The 26582-nt window shown below is 31.7% G+C and carries 25 protein-coding genes; 3 read left to right on the top strand and 22 right to left on the bottom strand.

Going from position 1 to position 26582, the window contains the following annotated elements; translation table 11 throughout:
* Positions 1–8: 8 nt before the first annotated feature.
* The 5 genes from FC80_RS04305 to FC80_RS04285 form a co-directional block, all read right to left on the bottom strand.
* Entirely contained in the window at positions 9–1064 is a 1056-nt protein-coding gene (locus tag FC80_RS04305; protein WP_057828901.1) for an ABC transporter ATP-binding protein, read from the bottom strand.
* 24 nt (positions 1065–1088) lie between these two features.
* Complete coding sequence (gene oppC / locus FC80_RS04300) at positions 1089–2069, bottom strand: oligopeptide ABC transporter permease OppC (RefSeq protein ID WP_083486923.1); 981 nt, start codon at positions 2067–2069, stop codon at positions 1089–1091.
* Positions 2070–2076: 7 nt separating this feature from the next.
* The gene (locus FC80_RS04295) at positions 2077–3573 is read right to left on the bottom strand and encodes an ABC transporter permease (RefSeq protein WP_057828900.1); all 1497 of its coding nucleotides are present in this window, start codon (positions 3571–3573) and stop codon (positions 2077–2079) included.
* A 174-nt stretch (positions 3574–3747) separates the two neighbouring features.
* On the bottom strand, positions 3748–5706 hold the full coding sequence (locus tag FC80_RS04290; RefSeq protein ID WP_057828899.1) for a peptide ABC transporter substrate-binding protein: 1959 nt from the start codon (positions 5704–5706) through the stop codon (positions 3748–3750).
* A gap of 267 nt (positions 5707–5973) precedes the next feature.
* Positions 5974–6636 (bottom strand): YoaK family protein, encoded by a 663-nt coding sequence (locus tag FC80_RS04285; protein WP_057828898.1) that lies wholly within the window; start codon positions 6634–6636, stop codon positions 5974–5976.
* A gap of 212 nt (positions 6637–6848) precedes the next feature.
* Here FC80_RS04285 and dat point away from each other — a divergent pair, with 212 nt between their 5' ends.
* Positions 6849–7688: a D-amino-acid transaminase gene (gene dat, locus FC80_RS04280; protein ID WP_057828897.1), complete on the top strand. Its 840-nt coding sequence runs from the start codon at positions 6849–6851 to the stop codon at positions 7686–7688.
* A gap of 150 nt (positions 7689–7838) precedes the next feature.
* Here the strand turns inward: dat and FC80_RS04275 are convergent, their stop codons facing one another.
* Complete coding sequence (locus tag FC80_RS04275) at positions 7839–8417, bottom strand: winged helix-turn-helix domain-containing protein (RefSeq protein ID WP_057828896.1); 579 nt, start codon at positions 8415–8417, stop codon at positions 7839–7841.
* Between the two features lie 123 nt (positions 8418–8540).
* On the opposite strand from FC80_RS04275, the gene FC80_RS04270 reads away from it, so the two are divergent.
* Positions 8541–9833, top strand: coding sequence for an MFS transporter (locus tag FC80_RS04270; protein ID WP_057828895.1), 1293 nt, complete (start codon positions 8541–8543; stop codon positions 9831–9833).
* On the opposite strand, the gene FC80_RS04265 is transcribed toward FC80_RS04270, so the two are convergent.
* From FC80_RS04265 to FC80_RS04215, 12 genes are all read right to left on the bottom strand, one after another.
* Positions 9834–10904: a serine hydrolase domain-containing protein gene (locus tag FC80_RS04265; RefSeq protein ID WP_057828894.1), complete on the bottom strand. Its 1071-nt coding sequence runs from the start codon at positions 10902–10904 to the stop codon at positions 9834–9836.
* A complete protein-coding gene (locus FC80_RS04260) occupies positions 10891–12636 on the bottom strand; it encodes a hypothetical protein (protein WP_057828893.1) in 1746 nt (581 codons plus the stop codon). The genes FC80_RS04265 and FC80_RS04260 overlap by 14 nt, the downstream gene beginning before the upstream one ends.
* 192 nt (positions 12637–12828) lie before the next feature.
* The gene (gene ndk, locus FC80_RS04255) at positions 12829–13251 is read right to left on the bottom strand and encodes a nucleoside-diphosphate kinase (RefSeq protein WP_057828892.1); all 423 of its coding nucleotides are present in this window, start codon (positions 13249–13251) and stop codon (positions 12829–12831) included.
* 99 nt (positions 13252–13350) lie between these two features.
* Positions 13351–14103, bottom strand: a complete 753-nt coding sequence (locus tag FC80_RS04250) for a copper homeostasis protein CutC (RefSeq protein WP_057828891.1) — start codon at positions 14101–14103, stop codon at positions 13351–13353.
* A 142-nt stretch (positions 14104–14245) separates the two neighbouring features.
* Positions 14246–15052, bottom strand: a complete 807-nt coding sequence (thiD, locus tag FC80_RS04245; protein WP_057828890.1) for a bifunctional hydroxymethylpyrimidine kinase/phosphomethylpyrimidine kinase — start codon at positions 15050–15052, stop codon at positions 14246–14248.
* A gap of 23 nt (positions 15053–15075) precedes the next feature.
* The gene (gene budC / locus FC80_RS04240) at positions 15076–15852 is read right to left on the bottom strand and encodes a meso-2,3-butanediol dehydrogenase (RefSeq protein ID WP_057828889.1); all 777 of its coding nucleotides are present in this window, start codon (positions 15850–15852) and stop codon (positions 15076–15078) included.
* 36 nt (positions 15853–15888) lie between these two features.
* On the bottom strand, positions 15889–16065 hold the full coding sequence (locus tag FC80_RS09485) for a hypothetical protein (RefSeq protein ID WP_157055590.1): 177 nt from the start codon (positions 16063–16065) through the stop codon (positions 15889–15891).
* 20 nt (positions 16066–16085) lie between these two features.
* Positions 16086–17162, bottom strand: a complete 1077-nt coding sequence (locus tag FC80_RS04235; protein ID WP_057828888.1) for a M42 family metallopeptidase — start codon at positions 17160–17162, stop codon at positions 16086–16088.
* Positions 17163–17176: 14 nt separating this feature from the next.
* Positions 17177–17500, bottom strand: coding sequence for a MazG nucleotide pyrophosphohydrolase domain-containing protein (locus tag FC80_RS04230; RefSeq protein WP_057828887.1), 324 nt, complete (start codon positions 17498–17500; stop codon positions 17177–17179).
* A gap of 211 nt (positions 17501–17711) precedes the next feature.
* A complete protein-coding gene (locus FC80_RS04225) occupies positions 17712–18179 on the bottom strand; it encodes an RpiB/LacA/LacB family sugar-phosphate isomerase (RefSeq protein WP_057828886.1) in 468 nt (155 codons plus the stop codon).
* A gap of 117 nt (positions 18180–18296) precedes the next feature.
* On the bottom strand, positions 18297–18806 hold the full coding sequence (locus FC80_RS04220; protein ID WP_057828885.1) for an NUDIX domain-containing protein: 510 nt from the start codon (positions 18804–18806) through the stop codon (positions 18297–18299).
* 1 nt (position 18807) lies between these two features.
* The gene (locus tag FC80_RS04215; protein WP_057828884.1) at positions 18808–19971 is read right to left on the bottom strand and encodes an MFS transporter; all 1164 of its coding nucleotides are present in this window, start codon (positions 19969–19971) and stop codon (positions 18808–18810) included.
* Between the two features lie 216 nt (positions 19972–20187).
* Between FC80_RS04215 and FC80_RS04210 the strand changes: the two genes are divergently transcribed.
* Positions 20188–21147, top strand: a complete 960-nt coding sequence (locus tag FC80_RS04210) for a serine hydrolase (RefSeq protein ID WP_235807236.1) — start codon at positions 20188–20190, stop codon at positions 21145–21147.
* Positions 21148–21398: 251 nt separating this feature from the next.
* Here the strand turns inward: FC80_RS04210 and FC80_RS04205 are convergent, their stop codons facing one another.
* The 4 genes from FC80_RS04205 to FC80_RS04190 all read right to left on the bottom strand — a co-directional run bounded on the left by FC80_RS04205 (position 21399) and on the right by FC80_RS04190 (position 26430).
* The gene (locus FC80_RS04205) at positions 21399–22568 is read right to left on the bottom strand and encodes an AI-2E family transporter (RefSeq protein ID WP_057828882.1); all 1170 of its coding nucleotides are present in this window, start codon (positions 22566–22568) and stop codon (positions 21399–21401) included.
* A gap of 79 nt (positions 22569–22647) precedes the next feature.
* The gene (locus tag FC80_RS04200; RefSeq protein WP_057828881.1) at positions 22648–23625 is read right to left on the bottom strand and encodes a threonine ammonia-lyase; all 978 of its coding nucleotides are present in this window, start codon (positions 23623–23625) and stop codon (positions 22648–22650) included.
* 156 nt (positions 23626–23781) lie between these two features.
* Complete coding sequence (locus FC80_RS04195) at positions 23782–23979, bottom strand: hypothetical protein (protein ID WP_057828880.1); 198 nt, start codon at positions 23977–23979, stop codon at positions 23782–23784.
* Positions 23980–24033: 54 nt separating this feature from the next.
* Entirely contained in the window at positions 24034–26430 is a 2397-nt protein-coding gene (locus FC80_RS04190; RefSeq protein ID WP_057828879.1) for a YfhO family protein, read from the bottom strand.
* Between the last annotated feature and the right edge of the window lie 152 nt (positions 26431–26582).

The raw sequence follows: 26582 nt of genomic DNA, 5'->3' as shown, positions 1-26582 counted from the left end.
TCTATTTATTAATTATCTTCCTTGGTCATTTCGATCATATGCTGATGAAGATTTTGAATTAATTCAGGCTTTTCAACTTTTGGAGCTCTTTTATCTAGCAACCATGTTTTAGCATAATGCGTATCGGTTACTTTAAACATTGGTGGTTCTGCCTTAAAATCAACTCCCATTGCATATTGATTCCTAGGGGCAAAAGCATCCCCTTCTATTTTCTTATACAGTGACGGAGGCGTTCCTGGAATTGATTTTAAATCTTCGCCTTTTCTAGCAAGCTGTGGAAGTGAAGATAATAAACTCCAAGTATAAGGATGTCTTGAGTCATAAAAGATTTCCTCACACGTGCCAATTTCTACAATTCTACCTGAATACATTACTGCAATTCGATCGGCAATCGATGCAACAACACCCAAATCATGAGTGATGAAAATAATTGTAAACTGGTATTCTTGTTGCAAGTCTTTAATTAGGTCCAAAATTTGAGCCTGAATTGTTACATCGAGAGCTGTTGTTGGTTCATCACAAATTAAAACCTCAGGGCGGCAAGCAAGTGCAATTGCAATAACAATTCTTTGCCGCATTCCTCCAGAATATTCAAAGGGATATTCATTGTAGCGTTTTTCAGCATTAGGGATTCCTGTTTTTTTCATTAAATCAATTGCAATTTTTTTTGCTTCTTTTTTTGTTTTTCCTTGATGTTTTACTACAACTTCAGAAATTTGCGACCCGATTGTATGAATTGGATCCAAAGAGGTCATAGGATCTTGAAAGATTGTTGCAATTTCCTTCCCTCTAATTTTAGTCCACTGCTTATTTAATTTTAAATCACTAAGTCTTGAGTTTTTGTAATCAACCGTTCCTTGAGAGATACGTCCATTAGTTTCAAGCATCCCAGTAAATGTTTTTGTTAAAACAGATTTACCAGAGCCCGATTCTCCAACAATTGCAAGTGTTTCATGTTCTCTTAGATCAAGTGAAATATCATGAATCGCTTCAATTTCACTTCCACGCACCCTAAAACTAACATTTAAGTTTTTTACTTCTAAAATATTTCCTTCACTTACCATAGTCTGGCCTCCATCAATTTTTTTCTACAAATGTGTTCTTGGATCTGACGCATCTGCTAAGCGTTGCCCAATTATATAAAGAGAAATTGTAATTAACGCTAAAACAAGAACTGGTAACCAGAACAAGTATGGATAGGAAGTCATGTATGGAGAATATTGTGAAATTAAACGTCCTAAAGAAGGCACATTTTGACTTAATCCCACTCCTAAGAATGACAGAAATACTTCATAAGAAATGAAGGATGGTAAAGACATAGATACATCTGTCACAATTACTGACGTCAAATAAGGTAATATATTTCTAAAAATGATACGTTTTGTCGGTGTCCCTAAAGTACGCGAAGCAACATTATATTCACGTTCTCGCATAATCATGACCTGAACACGCATAAAGTAAGCAGTTCCTATCCAAGAGGTACACGTCATTGCAAAAATCAAATTCCAGAAACCATTTCCAAAGGAATAAGACAAAACAATAATAATTAACAATGATGGAACATTTGCAATAACATTATAGATTTCAAGCATTAAACGATCTATTTTTTTTGAAATTCCCCAAACAGCACCAACGATAACCCCAATAATTTCAGTAATCAATGAAGCAATAACCCCAATTGAAATTGAAGTTCTTGCCCCAGCCCAAATCGCGTCAAACAAGGAATTGCCGTTAGCATCTGTCCCAAACCAATATTTTGCACTTGGCCAATTATACCTAGCTTTAAAATCATTAATGTTACCAACACTTTCAAGATTATAACCGCTAAACAATGGTTGGATAAATGCCATAAGAAATATTACAAGCATTAATAACAACATAAAAATTGTAATTTTACTAAAGAAAAATTTTTTTGCTACCGATCCCCAATAAGAATATTTTGGAGTATCAATTTTTTCATTTTCTTTGCTATTTAAGGAGACGACAGCAAAATCATCCTCAGACACATTAGCGATAGGTACTATTGTATCTATCTCATAAATTTTAGATTGATTTGTTTTTTCTTGCATTTCGATTTTACTCGTCTCCTTTCGTTGATAACTTAATTCTAGGATCGACAATTACCATCAAAATGTCGCCCAATAATACAGATAAAACTCCAATTGTCGTAAAGATGAATACAAGACCGATTACAATTGAGTTATTGTGAGACAAGATTGCATCAGGTAACATTTTCCCCATACCAGGCATTGCAAAAATATTTTCAGTGATTGTAGCACCTTCAATTAACCCAATAATCATCCCTGGAATATTCTGAACAATCGGAATGGAGGCATTTTTAAAAATATGTTTGCGATAAATTTCATTATCTGTCAAGCCCTTGCTACGGGCAAACTTAACATAGTCAGACTGTTGTTGGTCAATCATATATCTTCTAAACCAAATAACTAATCCCGAAACAGAAAGTAACCCCAAAATTACTGTCGGCATTACCCAAGAATTAAAATTACTTGCACCTAAAGTTGGAAACGAATCTGGTAATCCAAACAATTGAGCACCAATATATCTAAATGCATAGATAAAGGCCAAACTTGGAATAGCAATTAACAATGTTACAATTCCAGTGCCAATTTTATCGAATAGCTTTCCTTTAAACCTTGCCATAAAGAATGCCATCGGAATTGAAATCGCATAAGAAATAATTAAAGCAAAGAATCCGGCCCTAAACGAAGTTCCAATCATTGAAGGATCTTGATAGTTTTGATCTAAATTAGTATATGAATCTTTGTAGCGATCATAATCGAAGGCATTTCTATGTTCCTTTGATTGGTATTGCCTTGTATAAACATTATCAGCTGAATTAATTATGTCACCATGTCCCAAATCATATTTCTTCGAAACCGTTGCACCCTGTCTGCCAGAAATAACATCTAATACTGAAGTCCCACTAAATGTTGGATAAGATGTTCCTAGATCAAAATGGATAATGTTTTGATGTATAAATGGAAATAAACTATTGAAATATATCTGATAACGATATTTCGTTCCAGACCCAACCAAAGCCCATCCAACCCATTTATCATTTTCAATTTTGAGATATCGTTTCAAATGTGGGTTACTCTTATCTTTTACACTCCAAGGTGTATCGACTTTTATGAGATTGCCATAAAAGCGTCCAAGTCTTTCCCATAAAGGTAAGTCACGAATTGCATAGTATCTTTTGCTACTAGGATATGATTTAATCTTAAATCCATGTTTTTTTGCCCATTTGTTCAATATATCAAAATTCTTTTTGCTATGATTGCCTGTGACATTCGAATTATGTGTTTCTTTTTGTACTTTACTAAGCAGTGTTTTTGTATCGTAATAATCAAGATAATTCATTTTGTGATATGCATTTTCTTTATAATCTAACAATTTGTCTGGACTGGAGGCTAATTTTTGAATTAAAGGATCCTGACTAAACACATCACGTTTGGGAATAAGAGAGTAGATTATTATATAAGTTATTGTGGTCACTAAAAAAATGCTAAGTAGTGATCGTAATACACGAAAAAATAGATATTTTTTCAAGCGAAGAATCCTCCTTCAAAGTAATATTATAAAAAAGCACTTAATTTATTATTGTTTTTTCATAAATCTTTATATAAATAATAGAAGTGGCGCAACTTATCATTGCTCCACTTCCATCATTATTAAGTTGAAATAAAAGTAGTGATTATGCAATTACTTTTTTATCTTATCTACTTAATTACTCTCTGATTTAGAAATTTTAGCTCTTTCTTTGTTCCAAGCAACTTTTGCTTTATTATATTGAGCAGTTGTAACTGGTTTTGATTGGAGTTTCATAAATTTGTACTTTGAACCACCTAAACCTGTAGTCCCATACGCACCTGAGAATGGAACAACTTTAGTTACAGAAGGAGTTCCGCCATCTGAATAAACAGGAATTTGGATACCACTATCTAATAATGCAGCAGATGCCTTTGCAAACAATTCATTACGTTTATTAACATCACTTGTTTCCGCTTCTGCAGCATCAACTAATGAAGCATACTTATCTAATCCAACCTCTTTTGCAACCGTTGCAGATTCTGCATCTCCAGCTGTCAAACCAATTGTGGATAACATTGAACCTGATTCTGGGTTATAGATATCAAGATAAGTCGATGGATCTTCATAATCTGGGCCCCAGCCTGATGCATTACTAATATCAAAGTCAGATTGTGCCCCTGTTGTAGCTTCATACGTTCCTGCCAAATATTTATCTTGAGAAAGTAATTGGATATCAATTTGAACATTGTCCTTGCCAAGTACACTTTCAATTGATTTCTTGAATGATTTGGCTTGGTCGATTCCAGTCTGATCTTTTTCACTTTCAGGTATATCTAACTTAATTGGAAGAGAAACACCTTCAGCTTCTAATGCTTTTTTAGCTTCTGCCATTAATGCTTTAGCTTTTGAAGGATTATATGTTCCATCTTGACCATCAGCTAAGTTTACTTTTGATAAAGGACTTGAAATTGCTGTCAAGTCTTTTTCTACAGCAACATTGTAATCTTTACCATCAACTGTTGCAAAGGTAGGTGGTATTAACTCATTACGTAATGACTTAGTAGCCCCAGCTTCACCAACATTTTGTGCATTGTAATCAGTCTTATTAAATGCAAATTGAACGGCTAATCTAAAGTCCTTATTCAAAATTGCCTTCTTTGTATCATCTTTTTCCTTAGATGTTGTCTTTGAAGTTGCATCGTAGTTCTTACGATTCAAGTTAAATGTAAAGTTGTAAGTTGTTGATCCAGGCATTGACCAAACAATATCTTTCTTATTGTTCTTTTCAACTTCCTTGTAGCCCGCTGAATTAGGATATACACGAGCAGAAGTATTAGTACCACTCTTAAATGCTTTATATAAACTATCAGGGTTTGACATATCGTTATAAGTCAACTTGATATCCTTAATATGAACATTCTTCTTATCCCAATAAGCTTTATTCGCAGTCATTTCAATTACCGATTTCGAAGTAAAGTTCTTTAATATATATCCACCATTATAGAGAATACCATTAGGTTTCATCTTACCAAAGTTGCTTCCTGATTCTTTTAAGAATTTTGCATTAACTGGGAACATAACCCCATATGTTAACTTAGAATTCCAATAAGGTTCCGCTTGATTTAAATTATATTGTAATTTATATTTTCCAATGGCTTTAACTCCGACCTTTGAAAAATCCTTTGTTTTACCATTAACATAATCATTCAAACCGACAATTGAATCCTGTACTACATACAATGTTTCAGACTTAGCTGCAACAGCATGTTTTAAACCAGTTACAAAATCTTGGGCGGTAACAGTTCCATATGTATTGCCTTCACTGTCTACCCACTTGACACCTTTACGAATATTGTAAGTGTAAGTCTTACCTCCGTTGCTTACCTTATATGATGTTGCCAAATCTGGCTTAAGATTGCCATATTTGTCATTTTCCATCAAACCATCGACAAAGTTTGCAAAATAATCACTGTTTGTTTGTCGCGAAGATACAGTGTAATCAAGCGTAGTTGGATCAGTTGTATAAACATAATTATAAGTGCTGGTGTTCGCCTTTCCATCGCTCGCTGAACTGCTTTTACTACCACATGCCGCTAGTACTAGCCCACAGGTTAAGATAGTTAAAGCTAAACCTACTCGTTTTAACTTCATATTCTATTGCCTCCCCAAAACATTAATAATTCTTAAAAAGAACTAAGGAGAATTATAATAAGATTAAATTAAAATGTCAAATCGGAATTTTAATTTCTGCAAGTTCCTTCTTAATTTTACTTTATTTAAACTCGTTTGCCTTTTCTATTTGTAAGTAATTTTTTGATTTTTTGTTTTAAAACAAAAAAAAACAAATAATACTGCATAAATTACCTCTTAATTCAATTCATTAGCTACCTTAAAAATAATGGCATATTGCGGTTAAAATTATTTTTTTTGCAAGTATCTTAAAGAAATCATACTAATTATAACTAATAAAGCTGGTATCAAAATTGTTCTCATTCCCAAAAAAATACTAAACACTCCAATTAATGCTGCTCCAAATGCAAAACTCACCATGATAATGAAAGTGTCTCTAGCCTTCTTTAGATTTTCTATATTTCTGAATTTTAGACTATCATATAAATTTTCCATCAATGTCCTTAAATTACCAGTCATCATCAGCGGTGTGAAAGCCTTCCCTTTCAAGACCCTAAATTCTTGTAATTCTGCTGCTGCTGCAATTGATAATAATATGCTAGATACATAATTAGGTACTACATTGCTAATCAAAGACACAGCAACTAATAATATAAATTCAAAAAATAAAATAATATATCGTCGTAAATTAGCCTGTTCTTCTTTATATTTATGTTGTATTTCTCTTACTACGACTGTGCCTACCGAAAAAGCAATAATAGAGCTTATATATCTAATTGCTTGCTTGAATTGTAGGTGTCCCAATTGAATTCCTAACAAAGTTAAATTACCAGTCTGTAGTCCTGCAAAAACTTCTCCATGAAAAATATATGAATATGCGTCAATTCCTCCTGCTATCATGGTCAAAATTGCTGCAAAATAAATGCTTTCATGTATTCGATGGTTTTTCATCTATTCTCTCCTAAATTATAAATTTTATTTATACATTATATTATAATTTTTACTATTAGCACAATATCTAATTTTTTCAAACAAAAATTGATAATAGTTGAAAACTACTCATCATATCTCAATTAAAATATTATTATAATCTTGTTTATTAATGAATATTATTATTAATTAGAGTATAATGTTTCTAATTTAATGTAAGGGGAATTATACTCATGAAAATTCTTTGGAAAAATCAAATAGTTGAACGAGATACCGTAAAAATTGACATTGAAGACCGTGCCTATCAATATGGCGATGGTCTATATGAAGCTATTCGGATTTATCATTCTGAAATGTTTATGTTTGATGAACATTTTGATCGTCTCGCGCGCTGTGCTAAAGAAATCCGGTTAGAACTTCCTTTTTCTCGTAATGAACTAAAGGAAAATCTTGAAAAACTTATTGCGCTTGAAAAAATAACTGAAGGTGAAGCTTATCTTCAAGTTTCTCGTGGCATTAAATCCCCACGTAACCACTTGATTCCTCTTCCAGGAACTGTTGAAGCAATATTGACAGCCAATGTTATCCCTATAAAACGAGATATCGAAAGTCAAGAAAAGGGACATACAGCTTGTATTGTTGAAGATCAAAGGTGGTTACACTGTAACATCAAATCTTTGAGCCTTCTCGGTAATGTACTTTCATTAAATGAAGCAGTTGAGCAAGGATATGATGATGCCTTACTCGTACGGAATGGCTTTTTTACCGAAGCCTCTGCATCAAACTTATGGTTTGTAATCGATGGCAAATTATATACGCATGAAGATGGAAATCTTGTATTACCTGGAATCACTAAGATGAAGCTTCGTGAAATTGCAAGAGAATTGGATATACAGATTATTGAAAAAGCTGTTCCAGTTACAAAACTTGATCAAATTGAAGAATGCTTTGCTTCTAATTCGATTCATGAGGTTACTCCAATTGTCTCAATTAACGAAATTCCTGTTAAAGACGGTAAACGTGGCCCAATTACAAAACTTCTTTTAGAGAAATATATTGAAGCTACTATCTAACTGTAAACAAGATAACCGACAATTAAAGTGCAACATATTATCAATGAATACAAAAAACTAGGCCAAAAATTAAATTTGACCTAGTCTTTTTTTCGGATAATTATGTTACAAAAATAAAAACTATCCACCTAGCTAAAGTTTAAGCAAGAATTACCACTTCTCAATCATAAAATTAAATTCTTCTTTGTTTTTTCCTGTATCGTTAGCTTCAGCTTGACTAACTAGCTCATACATATCAGAAAACAACTTTTTTTGAGCACCATATGATAATTTAGGCGTGCTGAATATTCCTCCAGAACGAATTAAGTAGTTAGGATCTTCTTGAAACTTAGTCATTTCATTTGTCGCAGTATCCAAAAACATTTGCATTCGATACAAAAACATCTTTACAAATTCTTCTTTGTGGGATGCAACCCATTGTGATGACATACTAATTCCATCCAATTGTGAATTATTATAGTCTGCTGAAATTTCACTATGATCATTCAGTTTATAACTTGAATAATAATACTCCTGTAAATTTTTAATTTGTTCTGTCCTCACGACTTCAAGTAAATCAAGTTCAACCAATTTTTTTACTGGATAATATAGCTGACTAGTTACAATGCCTGTTTTTTCAGAAATTCCTTTAATATTGCACCCTTTTTTTATATTAGTAGCCTTAATAATTTTAATATTTTTTTCATCCGCGAAAACCTTTGCTAACTGTGAAAAAGTATTTGAACTCATTATAATCACCTCACACTTAATAATAAACTATTGACAAAATCTTACCAAGCATTTATATTTTTGTTAATCGTTAAAATTAATTTTAACGTAAAATAAATATTATTTGATAGAGGGTATTTATTAATGCAGAAAAAATATGTCACTTTAATTACAAACAAAGAATCAAATATTCAAATTATGAAAGATATCATTAGTAATCTTGTTAGTTCACTAACCGGAAACATGTTTTCATTTTCTCTTGGTTTGATGCTTTTAAATACAACCCATTCTCCTTTAAGCTTTGGGCTAGAGATGATTGTCATGCCACTTACTAATTTATTGTTTGTTGTACCTATTGGTAATTTAGTTGACTCATTCAATCGGAAGAAAATTATCCTAATTAGCTTAATTGTACGAATTTTTGCCTTAATAACTTTATTTTCAACAATCAATTCTTTTAAAAATAATTACCTCTTTATCCCAATCACGCTTTTTGTAGTAGTTAATACAATGTGTAGTAGTATCAATTCAACCGCATATTCGGCTGCTGTTCACGAACTAGTAAATGAAAATCATATTCAAAAACTCAGTTCGTTCACCCAAGCAGCTAATTCTCTTTCAGCAATTATCGCTCCACCCCTTGGAATGGGAGTATATGCATTACTAGGTTTTAAGACAATGATTTCCCTCGAGGTTTTTGCCACTACTTTTTCTTTAGTGATTGTACTAACTATGCATTTTCATCAAGTCTCTTCACAAAAAGTTAAAAATAGTACTATTATCACAGCAAAGTCAAACGTTTCTATGCAGTTTAAGAAATTTTTACTTGGATTCGAATATATACGCAAACAAAAAATAATAATGGAAACGATTATTATTGGGACTTTTGTCAATTTCTTCTTTACATCTTTAACAATTGGTATGCCCTATATCATAATAAATGAACTTCATTTAAGAAATGGCCCCGTTAGCTTTCTTGAAAGTGGTAATTCACTTGGGATGTTACTTGGTAGCTTAGTAATTAGCATTATTCCAGATAATATTTCATTAAAAACTAAATTATTCGGTTCTTTAATTCCAAGCTTACTATCTTTCATTGGCTTAGGAATATCGTTTATTCTGCTTAAAAACTACCTTATGATTAGTATAGTAGGTACTATATTAATGTTTTGTATTGGTTTTTCATTAATCTTATTAAATATCGCTACTCAAGTCTACCTACAAAAAAATGTTCCCACGGCATTGTTGGGGCGCGTAATGTCCTCAATTATGACAATCAATACTTCAATTATGCCAATTGGAACATTAGTTTTTAGTCTGCTTTTCGATAAAATCAATAACGGCGCACTCTTGCTAATAATCAATGGAATAATAATGATAGTCTATAGCCTTTGGCGACTTTTTAAAATCAAAGGAGCTAATTTGGACAATCTTTGATTATGCCGTCAATATATTCTCAATTTGTTGAATCATTGACCTACCTTGTGCATCAGATATTCCCTTATTCAGCATCAAAATCATACTATTATGTTTAACATTGTCTGCATAGTAAAAGTCAAAATATCCATTATCAACTCCATCTGCTCTTTGTCCAGTTGGAGAATAGTAATATCCACCCGAATATGCTTCTAATCGATTTCTAGTTAACTGATTTAATGCCGCACTTGAAAGTAGTCTGTTGTTTTGTAGAGCACTCACAAATTTAAAATATTCAATAGGTGTTGTATAGAGATTACCACAACCAAGTTCGCTAGATACCAATTCATAAGACATAGCGTGTAAAACTCCATTACTTCCATAATTATAAGTCTTTGCAGCATTATTAATTATGCTATTATCTAATTCAGAGGTTTTTTTTAATTTTAATGGAGCTATTATGTTCTCATTAAGTATTTCAGCATATGATTTCCCTGTTACTTTGGTAATTATTCCCGCTAGTAGCGTATAGTTAGCATTTGAATAGTTCCAATACATTTTACCAGTTGACTTTAAATGATGAATAGTCCATTCAACCGCACTCGCATCACTTGTTAACATTACCTTGGGTGCGGTTTCACCCATTTGGATTCCTGAAGTATGATCTAGAAGTTCACGAATTGTTATTTTTGTTGAATATTTGATTTCAGGGTAAAACTGACTAAGTTTTGTGGTCATAGATATTTTTTTTTCATCAATTAGCATCTGAATTAATGTTGCAGTGTATCCCTTTTGCAATGAAGCTAACATATAATCTGTTGTAGCCGAATTCTTTTCTCTCTTTGTATAATTTGCATAACCTGCAGATATGCTCTTTGGCCCTTTTAAATGACCACTTTGATATACCAGCGTTCCCCATACTTTGTCCTTCTTAAAAATGTCGCTTAGCTGTTCTTGTTTACCAATTTCTTTCTTTTCAATTATATTTCTTATGATATTTTTTTCGCTAATTTTACTTGGCTTTAAAAATAAAAATCCCATGCCTATTATGAAAGCAACAAATGTTATCAAAAAAAATTTATTTTTTTTCATCTTTGCTCTTCCTCTTTTTCTTCAGTAAATTGAATAAAGATTTTACAATATATCCAAACCACATAAATAAACTAATTACAATAAATGAATTCTCAATAAAATTTTCTTTTATCTTCAAAACTACTTTATTGGTCCCCTTACTTACAAAAAATTTCATCGTACCTCGCCTTGAGGTATTAATCACTTCTTTTTTATTATTCACACTTAACTGATAATTGATTCCTCTATAATAAATAATCGGTATATCTACAGTTTGTTTTTTTTCACTATTTAAATAAAAAGTCAATTTATTATTTTCAAATTTAGTATTCGTTAATTTATTTTGTGTTTGATCTTCAAAATAAATTACTCTTCTTTGAATTGATACTTTATGCGCAAATGCACTTTTAGTGTAATAATCAGTATTATCAGAGGAGTTTCTAAATTTTCCAAAATACTTTGAAAATGCTGCACTTGTAATTGAGTAATTTTTGCTATTTTCTTGCTGGTATGAATTTGTTATTAATTGATCACTTTGACTTTTCTGATAAAAAGTATAAAATTCTGCACTTAGACTAGGAAGTGATAACATAATTAAAATGCCGTATATGTATCTGTTTTTAATTTTTTTCTGTAGGACTTCTTTTGCGATTTCATCTACAAGCCACGAACCAACAACTGCCATAAAAAAGCCCGAAACACCTAATAATCTCCAAGGAAATTGAATAATAGCTATTGGTGTCTTTTGTAAAAGATACCATGGAAATAATGAAGTTGTTAATAATGCAGTAATACACATAAACAAAAAAGAATATTTATATACTATCGGCATTTTTCGCAATTTTAAAAACCCACCAATAACAATGATTATTAGTATTACACCTAAACTTCTATTGAGTTGGTTATTTGCACTTTCGCTTATAAAAGTTCCTAAACTTGCTAATTCACCGCCAGGACTAACCATTAAATTATACCTTGTTGGAAAATGAATATGGTTTCTTAAAGTTAATAAAACAAGTGGGTAAATAGTAAAAAGAATCTGTAACGAAAATAATCCAATCCCTTTTGCAATATTAAACGATGTTTCAAGCAAAAAATTTTTTCTTGCAATGGCAATAATAAGCATCACAATTGCCACTGCAACTAAGAAAAGTGTTGCTAAAATATGAGAATAAGCAACTAAACTTAATCCGACTACTGCCCAATTATAATTTTTTCCATCTTCAAAAAAAATATTAAAAAACCCGTAGATAGCAATCGGATAAAAAATTAATGCTAACCATTCGCCTAGATCAAAGCGAATAAATAAATCTGTTAAATGATATATTGACAAATTATAAATCAGCGCAAAACTTGCACTTTGCAATATATTCTTACTAAATTTGAACATTGCTAAATAAGCTGTCAAGAATCCTATATAGGTAAAAAAGACTAGCCCAGCATATAATGCAAAAACCGGATTAAAAAAGATAAATCGAAAAAAAACAAATGGTAACAACGTAACCATCGGATAAAAGGATTGAACCATATCACCAACATTTTTAAAGTCTTTAAAACTTGGCATCATTAAAATTGAGTTATTATTCATAATTGCTTGGTATAAACCATTAATTCGATCTACATGAAACTTTAAATCATCCGCATCATAAAGGATTCCTCTATGCGAAAAAATATAGATACTCAAAATTGATAATACAAAAAAGAATAGCTGCAAACCTAACCAAGGATATCTTTTTTCTAATCTTCCTAGCAAAATAGTAGCCCCTCTCAACAACTTTTAGCAATTCAATTTTATCATTTACCACTTCAAAAATTTTGTTTTCAAACTAAAATTAATTGATTTTTAGACTAATCTACCTTTTTTTAAGAATTTTACTTCAAAAAAAAAGCCCTTTTTCAGGCTTGTCAACTACTCTACAATTTTAAAATATAATTATTCGTGTTATCAGGTTTCTGGAAACCAAATATTAATCTCTTTCTTAGCAGAGATTTCTTTATCAGAACTATGAACGATATTCCTAAGATTCCCATCTTCCCACTCACATCCAAAATCTCCTCGAATAGTCCCAGGTGCTGCCAATGTTGGATTTGTTTTTCCTGCCATATTGTGAAATGCTTCAATAATATTAATCCCACTCGCAACAATCGCAACAATTGGTCCTTCTTTCATGTATGATTCGATTTCACTAAAATACGGTTTGTCTACTTTGTCTATGTAATGTTGTTTCAACTGTTCATCAGTTGCTAACGTCACTTTTAATTTTTCAATTTTATAACCTTTGCGTTCAATTCTCGTGATAATTTCACCTATATGACCTGCAGAAACTCCATCGGGCTTAATAAGAATCAAAGTTCTTTCCATTGCCATTTTCATTCCTCCAAACAATCTTGTGGTAATTCATTATTCTAATTTTTACGCGTAAAATTTAAAAATGCAAGCCTTTACCATACTAAATCAAATAGTACACTATATTGTTTTGCGAACAAGTGTCACCAATTGTTCAACAATATCAGAATTAACCTCTTCAAAATCATTTTTATGCACACCCTCATGATAACCATAAGATACCTGTAATCCACTTGTTGTTGGATCTGTCTTAAAAGCCTTGCAACTTGCATGTAACTGTGTAACACCTGTGAATGCTATTAATTCTTGTACATTCTCAACTTTAATCCCACTACCAGCTAAAATTTCAATTTTTGTGCCATAGTTTGACTGCAACTTCTTAATTAACTGCTTCCCATCTACTGCATTTTCTTGCTGTCCACTAGTTAAAACACGTGTAATCTTATATTTTATTAGTTGTTCTATTGCAGTAGTTGTATCAATTGTGCAATCGAAAGCACGATGAAAAACAGACTCTTTACGATACTTTCTTATAAGTTCTCCCATTTTAATAAGCTGGTTTAGATTAATTGAATAGTCTAAATTCAAACAGCCAAATGCAATCCCATCGGCACCACTGACAAGTAACTCTTCGGCTTCACATAACATTTGTTTAAATTCCACTTGATTATAATAAAACCCTGCTGGCCGTGGTCTAACCATACAAATCACTTTTAAATCTGTATTTTTTTTGATTAATCTAAGGCTAGAAACACTTGGTGTCAATCCACCCAAATATAGAGCACTATTTAATTCAATTCTTTTTGCGCCCCCGACATATGCATTAAGTGCATCTTGATAACTTCCACAACAAACTTCGAAAATTTCTTCCAACTCCTTTTGACTTTTTACAATTAAAATCTTTTTGAAAAGAAAAAACTATCGATATCAATAAACTCAAAGTTTTGAAAACTACTCACTAAACATTAAAAAATTATACGTAACAACTTTTTGTTTTACTCAATTGCAAAAAATATTAATTGTTGGGTGCCCAATGGTTAATTGGACCAAATTTATGCCCAACAGAAATTTCACTCCCTATAGCCATGTTGACATAGTCCTTTGCAGTTCGAATTGCTTCTTCAATCCCTTTTTCCTTGCCTATTTCAGCTGCAATACACGCTGACAAAGAATCTCCGGTTCCATTAATATGGGTTGTGTGATGATAGGGCGCACTTAACCAAAAACTCTTTCCAGACTCTAAAAGGACAAAGTCACAAACTTTTTTTTGTGTCTCATCTTGATGATAACCCTTCGCTACAACATTTTTTGCACCCATATCTTGAAGTTTATGTGCTGCAACTTCTAAGTCATCATCATTTTTAATCTTCATTCCCGTCAATTTTTCTGATTCATAAAAGTTAGGAGTAATCACAGTTGCTATGGGTACCAATAATCTTCGTAAAGTTTCAAATGCACTCTCTTCTAATAACATATTCCCATGCTTTGTCATGATAACAGGATCTACAATCAAAGGTCCAAAATCATATTTTTGATAATTCTCAACTACATTTTTTATTAGTGCCGAATCTGCCAACATTCCAGTTTTAGTTGCTTTAACTTTAAAATCCTCAGCAATATCTGCAAATTCCTGATTAATAAAATCTTGTGGTAAAGAAACACTTGCATGGATTCCATAAGAATTTCCTGCCACACATGCGGTCATTACAGATATACCGTATACCTTTCGTGTGAAAAAAGTATGCAAGTCTGCTTGCATCCCTGCGCTACCATCGCTATCTGAACCCGCGATAGTCATTACCTGTGGATATTCATTTACCATAAAAATCATCTCTTCCAAAAAAATTATCCAATATGTGGTTGTCCACTTGAAGCACTAGTTCCTCCATCAACAGTTAATATAGTTCCTGTAATGTATGTGGCATCCCCTGACGACAAAAATAAAACCGCAGGAGCTACATCTTCAGGTCTACCCGGCCTACCTAAAGCAATTCGATTTATAAAAGGTTGCAATTCCTTTTCAGTATTCCCTATTCCTAATGTCATTTCAGTTTTGGTAAATGCAGGAGCTACCGCATTTACCCGGATACCATCTGTTCCCCAATCAAGCGCAATTGAGCGTACAAATCCGTTTATTGCATGTTTAGTAGCATTGTAAGCTGATTGTCCCCAATCTCCAAAGCTTCCTGAAACTGACGAAGTTGCGACCAGATTTCCCTTTGATTTGAGTAATTCAGGATAGACTGCCTGTGCAAGATAAACAAATGCATCAATATTAATTGATCGAATTTTTTCCCAATCGGAAAGTAACATATCTTGAATTTCACCATTAACTAAGACAGCAGCATTATTTACGACAACATCAATTTTCCCAAAATGTTTGACGGCACTTTCGACAATTTTAACTGAATTTTCTGGGATTGAAATATCCTTAGCAATAATTAAGTAGCGTTCTTTTTCATACCCACTAACAGTCTCTAATAATGCACTCTCTCTTCTGCCAACAATCACAACATTGGCCCCATTATCAAGATAAGCCTTTGTTATCGCACGACCAATTCCACTGCCAGCGCCTGTAATTAAAACCGTTTTTTTGGAAAAATCATATTTGTTTTTCGTCATTTCTAATTACCTCTTTTTATAAAATATTGTTTATTATTACTTTTTCTTATTTTCATTCAATATAGCATAATTCAAAATAACCATACTCAAAAACGCAACAAGATTCATAAAAAAGGTAACCGACAAAAGTTTTCCAGTATAAATTTCTAAAGCCAAACTTATACCTGTTGTAATAAGCGGAACTAATAATAAAAAATATTCGACTTTAGTCATTAACTTTTATCCCTTCTATATCAAAACTCAGTGATTATTTTTTTATCTAACTTCTCAATTAGGGCAACCACTAAATCAACTGTATTTTTGAAATCCTCATAAGCAACTATTGTATGATGTGTATGTTCGTAACGAACTGGTATTCCAATACAAATTGTAGGAACACCTTCATACACTAGTAGTTCACTAGCATTCACGCCACCACCCGTACGCACAGCTCTTGTATAAGGAATTTTATTTTCTTGTGCTGTATCAACAGCTAATTTTTGAAATGCAGGTGTCGCAATAAAAGTTGTATCCATATCGCGTAACATTGGACCCCTTTTCATCCCAGTCTGAATAAGCCACTCTGGAGTGAAAGTATCATCTGCAGGACAACCATCTAAACAAATTGCAATGTCTGGCTTAATATTGCGAACAGTGACCTTAGCACCCCGACAACCTACCTCTTCTTGAGCAGCCAATGCACCAACAACATTCACTCCTAATTTTTCATTTTTTTGTGTAATTTTCTCGATTGCACTTAAAACAACAGCTGTTCCAATACGATTATCAAATGCTTTGCCCATCATAACATCAAGCTTTTCGTTATATTCCCACTTTACATCAGGAACTACCGGACAACCCGTGCCAATTTTTAATAACTCAATTGTCTCTTGCGCCGAAACTGTTCCAAAGTCAATTACTAAGTTAGCAATTTCTATAGGCTGCTTACGTTCTGCAGCTGACATATAATGAGGTGGTTTTGTTGCAATTATTCCAGATATCCACTCACCATTTCGATTCTTTATCTTAACTCGCTCTGCAGTAACATTGGCTGGAACCCACCCTCCAACAGTCACAAAAGATGCCGTTCCATTGGGCTTAATAGCCTGAATCATAAATCCAACTTCATCTAAATGTGCATCTAACATTAAAGTTGGCCGACTATCATCAGCTTGTGGTCGTACGTAAGTATTACACATGGTATCTTTTGATACTGTAGCAAATGGCCTACCATATTCTTGTACAATCTCTGATACATCATGTTCAAACCCAGAAACTCCATAAGCATTTGATAATTTCTCAATAAGATTTAATTCCTGTTTTTTTGTCAAAGAAGACACTCCCCTTAGCTATTTTCAAATCTTTTTGTTAACTTACTTTCACTATAATTGCTTAGTTCATTATAATGTAACCCGTACTGGGAACAAATAATCAATAACTGATCAAAACAATCAGCTAATTCTTCCTTGAGATTATCAATTCTTTCATCACCAGTTAATGGCTTATCACCCGGATGATCTCTCCCATTTAATTCAATTGTTCGAATCGCACGCGAGAGTTCTCCGACTTCTTCATTTAGAAATACTAATCGGTTCATTGGTGAAAAGTGATACCAATTTCTCCCTTTATAAAAATCAACTAACCAGTCTTGATGTTCATTAATTGTCATGTTCCCAACCCCCTAGTGTACCTACTAATTATTATTTAGAATTATGTACTTTACAAATTCAATAAAAATTTACGTGTATTTTACTATAATCAATTTTACATTTGGCTTCAACAAGTTATTTTTAGCCTAACAAATTGGAGGATGAATCAAGTTAATAACTTTTGACTCTCCTCCATTTCTTGCAATATAACATTAAATTAAATCAATCAACTCATATTTCATCTATTGAGCGCAAATGTCTTTTTGAAATTTCTTTAACCTTATTCACTCTTCTAATATATTTTTCTTGGTTCAAAAATTCTGTTTTCATCCATACATCAACTATATCTAATGCAATTGCAGAGCCAATAATTTTCCCACCCAAGCATAAAACATTGCTGTCAGTATGTTGACGAGCAAGTTTTGCGCAAAATGGATCTTGACATACAACTGCATCCACACCTAAAATTCGATTAGCAATCATTGCACTACCATATCCTACTCCATCAATGAAAATACCACGATCAGCATTTTTCTTTGCTACTTCAAGTGAAGCAGGATATACATAATCTGATAAGTCAACAGCATCGCTATTAAATGGGCCTAAGTCATTTACCTCGTGTCCCAAAGAAGTTAAAAATTCACTAATTTCTTTTTTTAAAGCTACACCAGCATGATCACTTGCTAAAACTATTTTCAATATCATCTCTCCTTAAAAATCTAATAATAAGATATAAATTGATTATACAACACAAAAAAAATTATGTTACCTTGATTCTTTATTTTTCATCAGCTCAACTGCAAATTTTTAGAATTGCTAAATGTTTCGACTTGCTTCTACCAAAATATTTTTAAGTTTGCTTGATTTTAAATAGTTAATAGCATCTTCAATTTTAAGCAATACAATCTTATCAACTTCTAGTTCTTGGATGACCAAATTTTTAATATCAAAATCCAATTCTTTGCTAAACCAGATTGTGATCCAGTCCTTGTTAATATTTTGAAAAAAACAGTCTTCCTGACTAAATTTTGTTGTCAAACCCAATTCTTCTTCAAGTTCCCTTTGAATTGCATTAACGGCTGTCTCACCACTAAGCACAGATCCTCCTGCTGATTCTTGCCATTGACCTGGATTATTTAGTTTTGTCATTGACCTTTTTTGTAGTAATACATTCCCATCTTTGTCAAATAAAAAAACACCAACTACTAGATGAAATTCACCATCTTCTAAAACTTCTCTTCTTTTCCTAATACCAATTTTTCTAAGGGCTTTATCATATATATCCCAATTTTCGTCAAAATTATCACTATATATATTCTCATTCATTTTATTTTCCCCTTTCTCCATCAAACCCAATACTTTTTTTTAATGACATTATCAATGGTAATAAAATTAAATGCGCACTAAAAATCATAATAAACAGTATATTATAACTATACTGTGAAATTATATATCCACCCATTAACGGGCCCAGCGACCTTCCTAGCGATCCAGCAGTACTACTTACCGATTGAATTGATGCACGATTTGAATCATTGGCATATCTATTTAGAAGTGCTGGTAATGTCGTTAATGCGAGAATGTCACCTATTGAAAGAGCTGTTATACCCAAAATAAAGCGCCAATAAGTTGTCGCATTTAAAATCAGCAAATATGACAATGCAAACATCAAGACACCTAAAATAACCCGTTTTTTTTCGCTTTTGAAACTTGACTTAAATAACGGACGCATAAGCGGTTGAAAAATTATAATCTCCAATGTCGAAATTGTGAACAAAAAACTATATTTTTGCACAGATATACCCTTACTTAACATTAGTACTGATATATTGCTATTCCACTGCTCATATCCAATCCAAACAATAATAACTGTCAGACAAATTATGCCAAGACTAACTAATGATTTTTCATCTCTTCCGATTTTTCCGATGGAATCCTTTTTTGTCTTACGTTTTTGTTCAATCGGCTTAAAATAAAAAATAATCATGATTATCGTAATAATAAATAGGAACATAGAGCTTAAAAAAACTGCCCTAATCCCAATTGAAAATAAAATTCCAGATAAAAAAGTTGAAACTCCCATTCCTACATTTGCTAGCCAATAAGCATTTGTAAAAATAGCGTTATCCTTTTTTTGTAAATATGCAATATAACCATTAACAGCTGAATTCAAAATTCCTAATCCCAATCCATAAAAAACTACAATAAAAGCATATAGTGGCCATATTGGATACAACGCAATTATTGCCAAAGAACCTATTACAATAATCCCACCTAGATAATGAGTCCCCTTTACTCTCCATCGATCTAATAAAAAGCCACCCAAAAGATTTCCTAGCACCATTGCAATTGAAAAACCCATCAAAACATACCCTGCAACCACCAAGCTTTGTTTTAACTTTTCATGAATAAAAAGTGTTGTAATCGGCATAATTAATCCAATTCCCATATTAACAAACATACTCGCAAGTAAAACGACCCTATTTTTCAAAAAATCACACCAACCTAAATAATTATTTTAATTTAAACTTCACGTTAACGTTATTACTGACAAAAAATTAATTTAATATATCCTAATTCATATAAATAAAACAGTGTAAAAATCATATTTATTTCCTATAGTAATTCAAATTTATTCATATTTTATTCACTTAATTCATCTATGCTTTTTGTAAGCATTAACGCATATGAAAGTGGGATGGACACATTGAAAAGAAGAAAGAAAAGAAGAAAATTAAAACTAGGAAAAGTACTTCTTATTCTAATAATCTCAATCATTTTGATTATTCTTTTTATCAGACAAAGTCAACAAGATGGACTTGCTAAAAAACCAAGTGGTTCAATAGACAATGTAAACCAGAAAAAAACAACTACTAATTCTAACAATGCAGTAAAACTAGCTGCAGAAAAATATAAAATCAAAAAAAAGTTACAAGCTTATTTAGACAAAGTCACAGCTGACAAAACAGCAAGCGTTAGCTTTTACAATCTTTCTCCTGAAAAAAACAGTAGTGCAGAAAATGCATCAAATTCTACCTTATACACAGAAGGAAACCTCGCAGTTTCAGCAAATGCATCGACGCCAGCCATTTCAGCAAGCACCTACAAGTTGTTTATAACTGCATATTTGTTTAATGAGGCAAAAAATAACAACTTCACATGGAACACATCATCCATAGACGGTTTTTATAATATGATTGTCTATAGTCAAAATGACTTTGCGGAAACTGAACTAGCAACCTATGGTTTATCCAGTATAAATAATTTTATTAAAAGCCAAAATTGGTATTCTCCAGTTTTCACTAACTCAAATGATGCAACAACGACTGCTAAAAGTCTCGAAGAGCTATTGCTACAATTATATCATGGTACAGGTGCGTTTAGTAATTCCACTAATCGAGCAAAATTATTAAGTTTAATGGGCAAACAGGTCTATCGCACAGGAATACCAACCGGAGCTGCAGAAGCAATGAAAGGAACAACTGTTACTGACAAAGTTGGCTTCTTAAACGACGTAAATAATGATGCTGGTATCGTTACCCTACCAAATGGTCAAAGGTATATATTGGTTATAATGACTCACGGTCATAATCAAAGTGGTTTTAGTGGGTTTCCAAGAATTGCCACAATTACAAAAAAAGTTCAATCCATTGTATATGGAAATTGAACTTAAATTACTTCAATTATTATGTATTAGACATGCATCTAATAACATTCTAAAGTTCCCTTTTTTTGAAGTCATTAACACTAAATAATAACTAATTATCCGAAAAACAGATTCACACATGATAATTAAATTAATATAATCAATGAAAAATTAACTGTCTATCGAAAAGATATAATCCGCATTCCTAGAGCCGTAATAGCATTTTTAACAGCTGGTATATACTAACTTGTTAATATTCTTATCTATCGAAATTATTTTTTCAAATACTCCTCTTTAGAAAATTCAGTATCATCATATTTACCATATGAGCCATAAAATTTATTATATCTCTTCTTGATCTTTTTAAATAAATAAATCGTAATTGCCTTAATAAAACAATATATTGGGATTCCAAAAATCACACCAATAATCCCTAACATATCTCCCATTACTAATAAAACTAATAAAACCGTAATAGGATGTAACTGTAAGTTATTTCCCATGATTTTAGGAACAATAAACTGACCATGCAAAAATTGAACTACAAACCAAATAATCACAAAAATAACTGCACTCATGAATGACGACTGAAAAGCAATAATCAATCCCGGTATAAATGCTACAAATGATCCAACATATGGAATAATACTTAAAACACCTGCAATCAAAGCCAGTGTCCCTGCATATTTGAGACCCATTAAAATAAAACATGGCCAGTATAAGATGCCCAATATAGCTGAAACAACAATTTGACCCTTTAAATATCCACCAATCTGTTGATTAACAATTTTAGTGAACTCTGTAAAGTCTCTTCGAAAAATTGGAGGTATAATTTTCTTAGTTGTTTTAAAAAACTTTTCTTTATCTTGCAACAAAAAAAACGCAATTATTGGTCCAGTTACAATTGCTAATAGCAAAGTTGAAATTACAGAGAAAACCCCTCCAAAGCTTTTTGCTCCATTTTGCAAATAATTTTCTGTAAATTTGCTAATTTTTGAACTTGATAAATTAAATGAGTCTTTTAATTGATTTAACTCAGCCTTGTAAGGAAAGTTAGTCGTTAAACTTTCAGTTTTCTTTTCAAATCCTTGTAAAATATTAGGAAATTGTTTTACTAAATCAATTGCCTGATTACGCGCAGCAATAATTAATTCGACTCCTCCAAATACCAACAATGCTAAAATTACAATATAAATTAAGATAATAACCCACGTACGTTTAACATACTTTTCCAAAAATTTGACAAGTGGATTTAATAAATAATATAAAATTAACCCCACAACGACTGGTGGCATAATCGTTGAAAACATTACGACAATTGGTTGGAATATAAATGTTACTTTACTATACATATAAATAATTATTGCTAACAATCCCAAAACGAAAAGTGTAAATATCAGGCTTTTACCCCCTAAAAATCTGATCCATCTATTATTTTCCATTAATATCCTCCCAAGTTATTAATAACATGGTCTTAATTATACTAGGTTAAAAAAAAATAAGTTAGTATTTAACATTATCTCAATTCTTAGTCATTCGATTAGTTATTATATTTTTGAATAATTTTTCATCAACATTTCCACCAGAAATGATTGCAACAATTGATTTTCCCCCAATTTTTTTACCATACTTCCTAATTGCCGCAATTGTTGTACAACTTCCAGGTTCTGCAATTATTTTTTCCTGTAATGCCATAAAAGACACCGCTTCTACAATATCTTCTTCATCAACTGCTATCAAGTCATCTACATATTTAGGTAGCATTTCGTAACTTAATTTCCCAACTCCACCAACAAGAGACTCACAAATCGAGTCTTCAGTAGGATATTCTTTATAAAAAATTCTATCTTCAATAGATTTTATCATTGCAGGACATGCCGCCGTTTGTACACCAATTATTCTAATCCTAGGATTAATACTTTTAGCCGCAACAGCAATGCCAGTAATTAAACTACCACCACCGATCGGAACAACAATCGTATCTAGCTTAGGAAGTTGTTCCAATAGCTCTAATGAAATAGTCCCTTGTCCACTATATATTAAAGGATCGTCATAATATGAATCAATGTAAACAAAATCATGTTCTTTTACATATCGCATTCCTTTAACATGTGCCTCATCATAATTTCTACCCATTTTGATTACATCTCCACCAAATTTCTCAATTTTTTCTATTTTATTTGATGGTGTATTCGTTGGAACAATAATTATAATCTTTTTAATTCCTAGAATCATTCCTGCATATGCTGTTGCAATTCCATGGTTTCCTGAAGAAATTGTAATCACACCTTGTTCTTTTTCTGAAATTGTTAAACTTAGTATCTTATTCAAAGCACCTCGAATTTTAAAACTTCTAACAGGCTGCATTGACTCCAATTTAAAAAAATATTTTTTGCCAGTATTATTTAAAAAAAGCGAATCAACGACTGGTGTTTCCCTCAGATACGGCTTAATTTTATCAAATGCTCTTTGAACATCATATAAATCAAATTTTTCCATCTAATCATATCCCTTCTTAGTCCGGTTGAAAAAACACCTCGAATATTACATTAAAATATTGATAATTTATTTTGCTTTATTGAATTATGCAAAAAAGATTCCAAAAGGTAGGCTAAGAGGCCAACCCTTGGGAATCTAATCTCACTTTATTATGATTCATTTTGAAGAAAATATTCCTAAAACACCAATGCATAATGCAATGATGGTCGATCCAACTGCTACCACGAAAGAAGTTACACCACCAACTGCCACCACTTGGAAGGAAATTCCCCACGAAAGACTAAGTAATAAAACAAACATGATAATTAATGCAATAATTGAAAGCATAATTAAAAAATTTTGAACTACTGACATTTTAGCAAACTCCCTTCTAAAATCATTTTTACTAGTTAAACTCATTATAACAAACTATACCTGATAATTCTTCAATCGATATTTTTTTAACTTCCAATCTTTGTTTTCTTCAATCATTATCCAAATAAAGGTACCCAAACTAATTATAATTCCACTTTCTAATCCTGGAGTTTTATATTTCAATTCGATTTGGTTGACTCCCTTTGCTAATGAAACTCCAATCAAAGAATTTAAAACTTTATGTGTTTTTATTAGATGTCCATTTCGATACGCTTTCCAACCAGAATTATAAGGTATACTAAACACCAGTAACTTTTTTCTACTATCTTCTATTCTAATTTTACTTGTTAACATTATTTTGTCTTTTTGATATTTGAAACTAGGCGTCTTTTCTGTGACATTGTATAACTTATTGAGATTGAGTATTCTAAAATACTTTGTTTTTAAACTTTTTTTACTAAAATACGGCTCATTAATAGTATATCTATGATTTTTTACTACATAACCTATTCTATATATCTTTTTGCCTCCTTTTTCATAATATAAAATCCCACTTGTCGTTGCCTTTATATTCAAAGCTTTTTCTTCTTGATAACTTCTCAAATCTGATACATTTCGAAATAAAGAGTTCTTTCCTCCAATCATCTGATTTGCAAGAAATTCTTGATTTTGCCAAATTGTGTGCCTTCGTGAATTATATCCAATTGCCTTTTCAGAAAACAAAAAAGTGTTCCCTTTAAAGTATTTATTATTAACTACTTTAAGCTTATTATTCTTTCGAATCATTCGATATTTAATTGCAAGCAAAGTGTTGGAAAGTTCTGTGCCTCCTTTTGCACTAATTCTTCGTTCATTTTTACTATAATATCCTAACGAATTTAAAGAACGTCTCACCGCTTTATCTAAAGTTGAGGCATAAGAACTCACCCCGTTAAAATTAAAAAGTAGTCCATCATTATATCCATTATATTTATGTGTATACGCACTTGTTAATAAATTTCCGTCTTCAGTAATTCTTTCAAAAATTCCTCGGTCTTTTTCGTTAATTCTTCGAGTTAATGTTGTAACACTGTCATACACTTTTTCATAATTAGCTTGATTTCCTAACTGCATTTTACTCATTGCACCATAAAAATTAAGTGTAAGTTCAATTAAAGTCAATAATATTAAAATATTTTTGTTTTTTTGTCGTAATGCCCTGTACATCAAAACTGACATTACTATTGTTGTCAATGCTAATAAATGGTGACTTGAGTCAATTGTCCAACTAACTACAAAAAGCGGCAAAAAAATGATTTCTGTCCTATATAACAATTTTTTTTCAGTTTCCTCAAAACCGGATTTCCATTTTTTGGCGGCAATCATAATACATACGAATGAAAAAAAGAATGAATTTCTATATGGAAATCCAGCAGGCCTATTCATCATATGCCAAATTGTATTAAATGGTAAAAACCACATCGACAAAAAGAGAATTACAAGTAGCATCGTATCCGCTCTTCGGCATCTTTCACAAATTCTTTTATCTCTCAAATAAAGTATTACCAGAAAAATTACTAAGCTACCTACAAAAATTGTTGGTCCATGTACCAACCGTTGATTAAAATTATTACTAGCAATTCCTAGTTGATTGAAAAATGATAACCCAAATTGTGGGAGTGGTATAAACCAATACCATTTAATTGCCGTTTTCGCGGTCTCTTGCATCCCAACAAACGTTGGAAATAACAAAAATGACATTAAAAGTGTAACTTGCAATAATGTCTTAATATAATTGATTATTCTAATCCTATAGTTTCGCCAATAATTTTTATATAGATCCACAACAAAATAACAACAACTAAACAAAACCGTCATGTATCCCAAATAATAGTTTGAAACAATTGTCATTACTAAAGAAAAAATTAGTAACTTTCTTTTTCCTTCATCAAAAAATCTAGTCATCCCAACAACAACTAATGGTAACCATATCATCGCATCTAACCACATAATATTATAAAAATTCATTGCAACAAACCCACTAAGCGAGTAAACCGTTGAAAACAGCCATGATTGTGCAAATACATTATTAGTTTTTCTAAGACAGTAATCAAATGTTACTGACATTAACCCTATCTTAAAAAAAATCAAAATACTAATCATGGTTGGTATATATTTGGCTTTAGAAAAAAGAAGAATCGAATTTAGTGGGCTTAACAAATAATAAGAAACCAGTGGTGCTGAATTATCTCCTAAACCAAGAGAGGTCCAATAAAAGTTCAAATGTCCATGCAATAATTGATCTCTAAGTGACGTTAAAAATGGAATATATTGTGTACCTAAATCACTCACCAATAAATTTCTATTACCAAAAGGACTAATCTTATAACTAACCCAAATAATACTCAATATAACTATTGGAACAAAAAAAGATTTTAGATAGTTCTTATATGAATTTAATATATTAGTCATTAGCAAACTTTCCCTACTTTTTATTAGAACCAATAGTACATTTCAATTGTTTTATTTTAATAAAAAATTTGTAAAGATTTTGGAAAATTAATTATGCAACCTATAAAATTTGATTACTAACATTTCACATTTCAACTTCAATTCATTAACTA

Origin of the sequence: Liquorilactobacillus cacaonum DSM 21116, assembly GCF_001436735.1 — a bacterium.
In the GTDB taxonomy this organism is placed as follows: domain Bacteria; phylum Bacillota; class Bacilli; order Lactobacillales; family Lactobacillaceae; genus Liquorilactobacillus; species Liquorilactobacillus cacaonum.
Note: the sequence above shows the minus strand (reverse complement) of the source record. Positions and strands in the feature narration are given on the sequence as shown.

What these genes read in the sequence shown, in the direction of transcription:
- FC80_RS04205 (WP_057828882.1), bottom strand. Translation starts at nt 22,568, where the DNA reads ATGGAAAATAATAGATGGATCAGATTTTTAGGGGGTAAAAGCCTGATA.
- FC80_RS04285 (WP_057828898.1), bottom strand. Translation starts at nt 6,636, where the DNA reads ATGAAAAACCATCGAATACATGAAAGCATTTATTTTGCAGCAATTTTG.
- FC80_RS04230 (WP_057828887.1), bottom strand. Translation starts at nt 17,500, where the DNA reads ATGACAATTAATGAACATCAAGACTGGTTAGTTGATTTTTATAAAGGG.
- FC80_RS04190 (WP_057828879.1), bottom strand. Translation starts at nt 26,430, where the DNA reads ATGACTAATATATTAAATTCATATAAGAACTATCTAAAATCTTTTTTT.
- FC80_RS04270 (WP_057828895.1), top strand. Translation starts at nt 8,541, where the DNA reads ATGCAGAAAAAATATGTCACTTTAATTACAAACAAAGAATCAAATATT.
- ndk (WP_057828892.1), bottom strand. Translation starts at nt 13,251, where the DNA reads ATGGCAATGGAAAGAACTTTGATTCTTATTAAGCCCGATGGAGTTTCT.
- FC80_RS04290 (WP_057828899.1), bottom strand. Translation starts at nt 5,706, where the DNA reads ATGAAGTTAAAACGAGTAGGTTTAGCTTTAACTATCTTAACCTGTGGG.
- dat (WP_057828897.1), top strand. Translation starts at nt 6,849, where the DNA reads ATGAAAATTCTTTGGAAAAATCAAATAGTTGAACGAGATACCGTAAAA.
- budC (WP_057828889.1), bottom strand. Translation starts at nt 15,852, where the DNA reads ATGACGAAAAACAAATATGATTTTTCCAAAAAAACGGTTTTAATTACA.
- FC80_RS04195 (WP_057828880.1), bottom strand. Translation starts at nt 23,979, where the DNA reads ATGTCAGTAGTTCAAAATTTTTTAATTATGCTTTCAATTATTGCATTA.
- FC80_RS04265 (WP_057828894.1), bottom strand. Translation starts at nt 10,904, where the DNA reads ATGAAAAAAAATAAATTTTTTTTGATAACATTTGTTGCTTTCATAATA.
- FC80_RS04220 (WP_057828885.1), bottom strand. Translation starts at nt 18,806, where the DNA reads ATGAATGAGAATATATATAGTGATAATTTTGACGAAAATTGGGATATA.
- FC80_RS04305 (WP_057828901.1), bottom strand. Translation starts at nt 1,064, where the DNA reads ATGGTAAGTGAAGGAAATATTTTAGAAGTAAAAAACTTAAATGTTAGT.
- oppC (WP_083486923.1), bottom strand. Translation starts at nt 2,069, where the DNA reads ATGCAAGAAAAAACAAATCAATCTAAAATTTATGAGATAGATACAATA.
- FC80_RS09485 (WP_157055590.1), bottom strand. Translation starts at nt 16,065, where the DNA reads ATGACTAAAGTCGAATATTTTTTATTATTAGTTCCGCTTATTACAACA.
- FC80_RS04200 (WP_057828881.1), bottom strand. Translation starts at nt 23,625, where the DNA reads ATGGAAAAATTTGATTTATATGATGTTCAAAGAGCATTTGATAAAATT.
- FC80_RS04275 (WP_057828896.1), bottom strand. Translation starts at nt 8,417, where the DNA reads ATGAGTTCAAATACTTTTTCACAGTTAGCAAAGGTTTTCGCGGATGAA.
- thiD (WP_057828890.1), bottom strand. Translation starts at nt 15,052, where the DNA reads ATGGTAAATGAATATCCACAGGTAATGACTATCGCGGGTTCAGATAGC.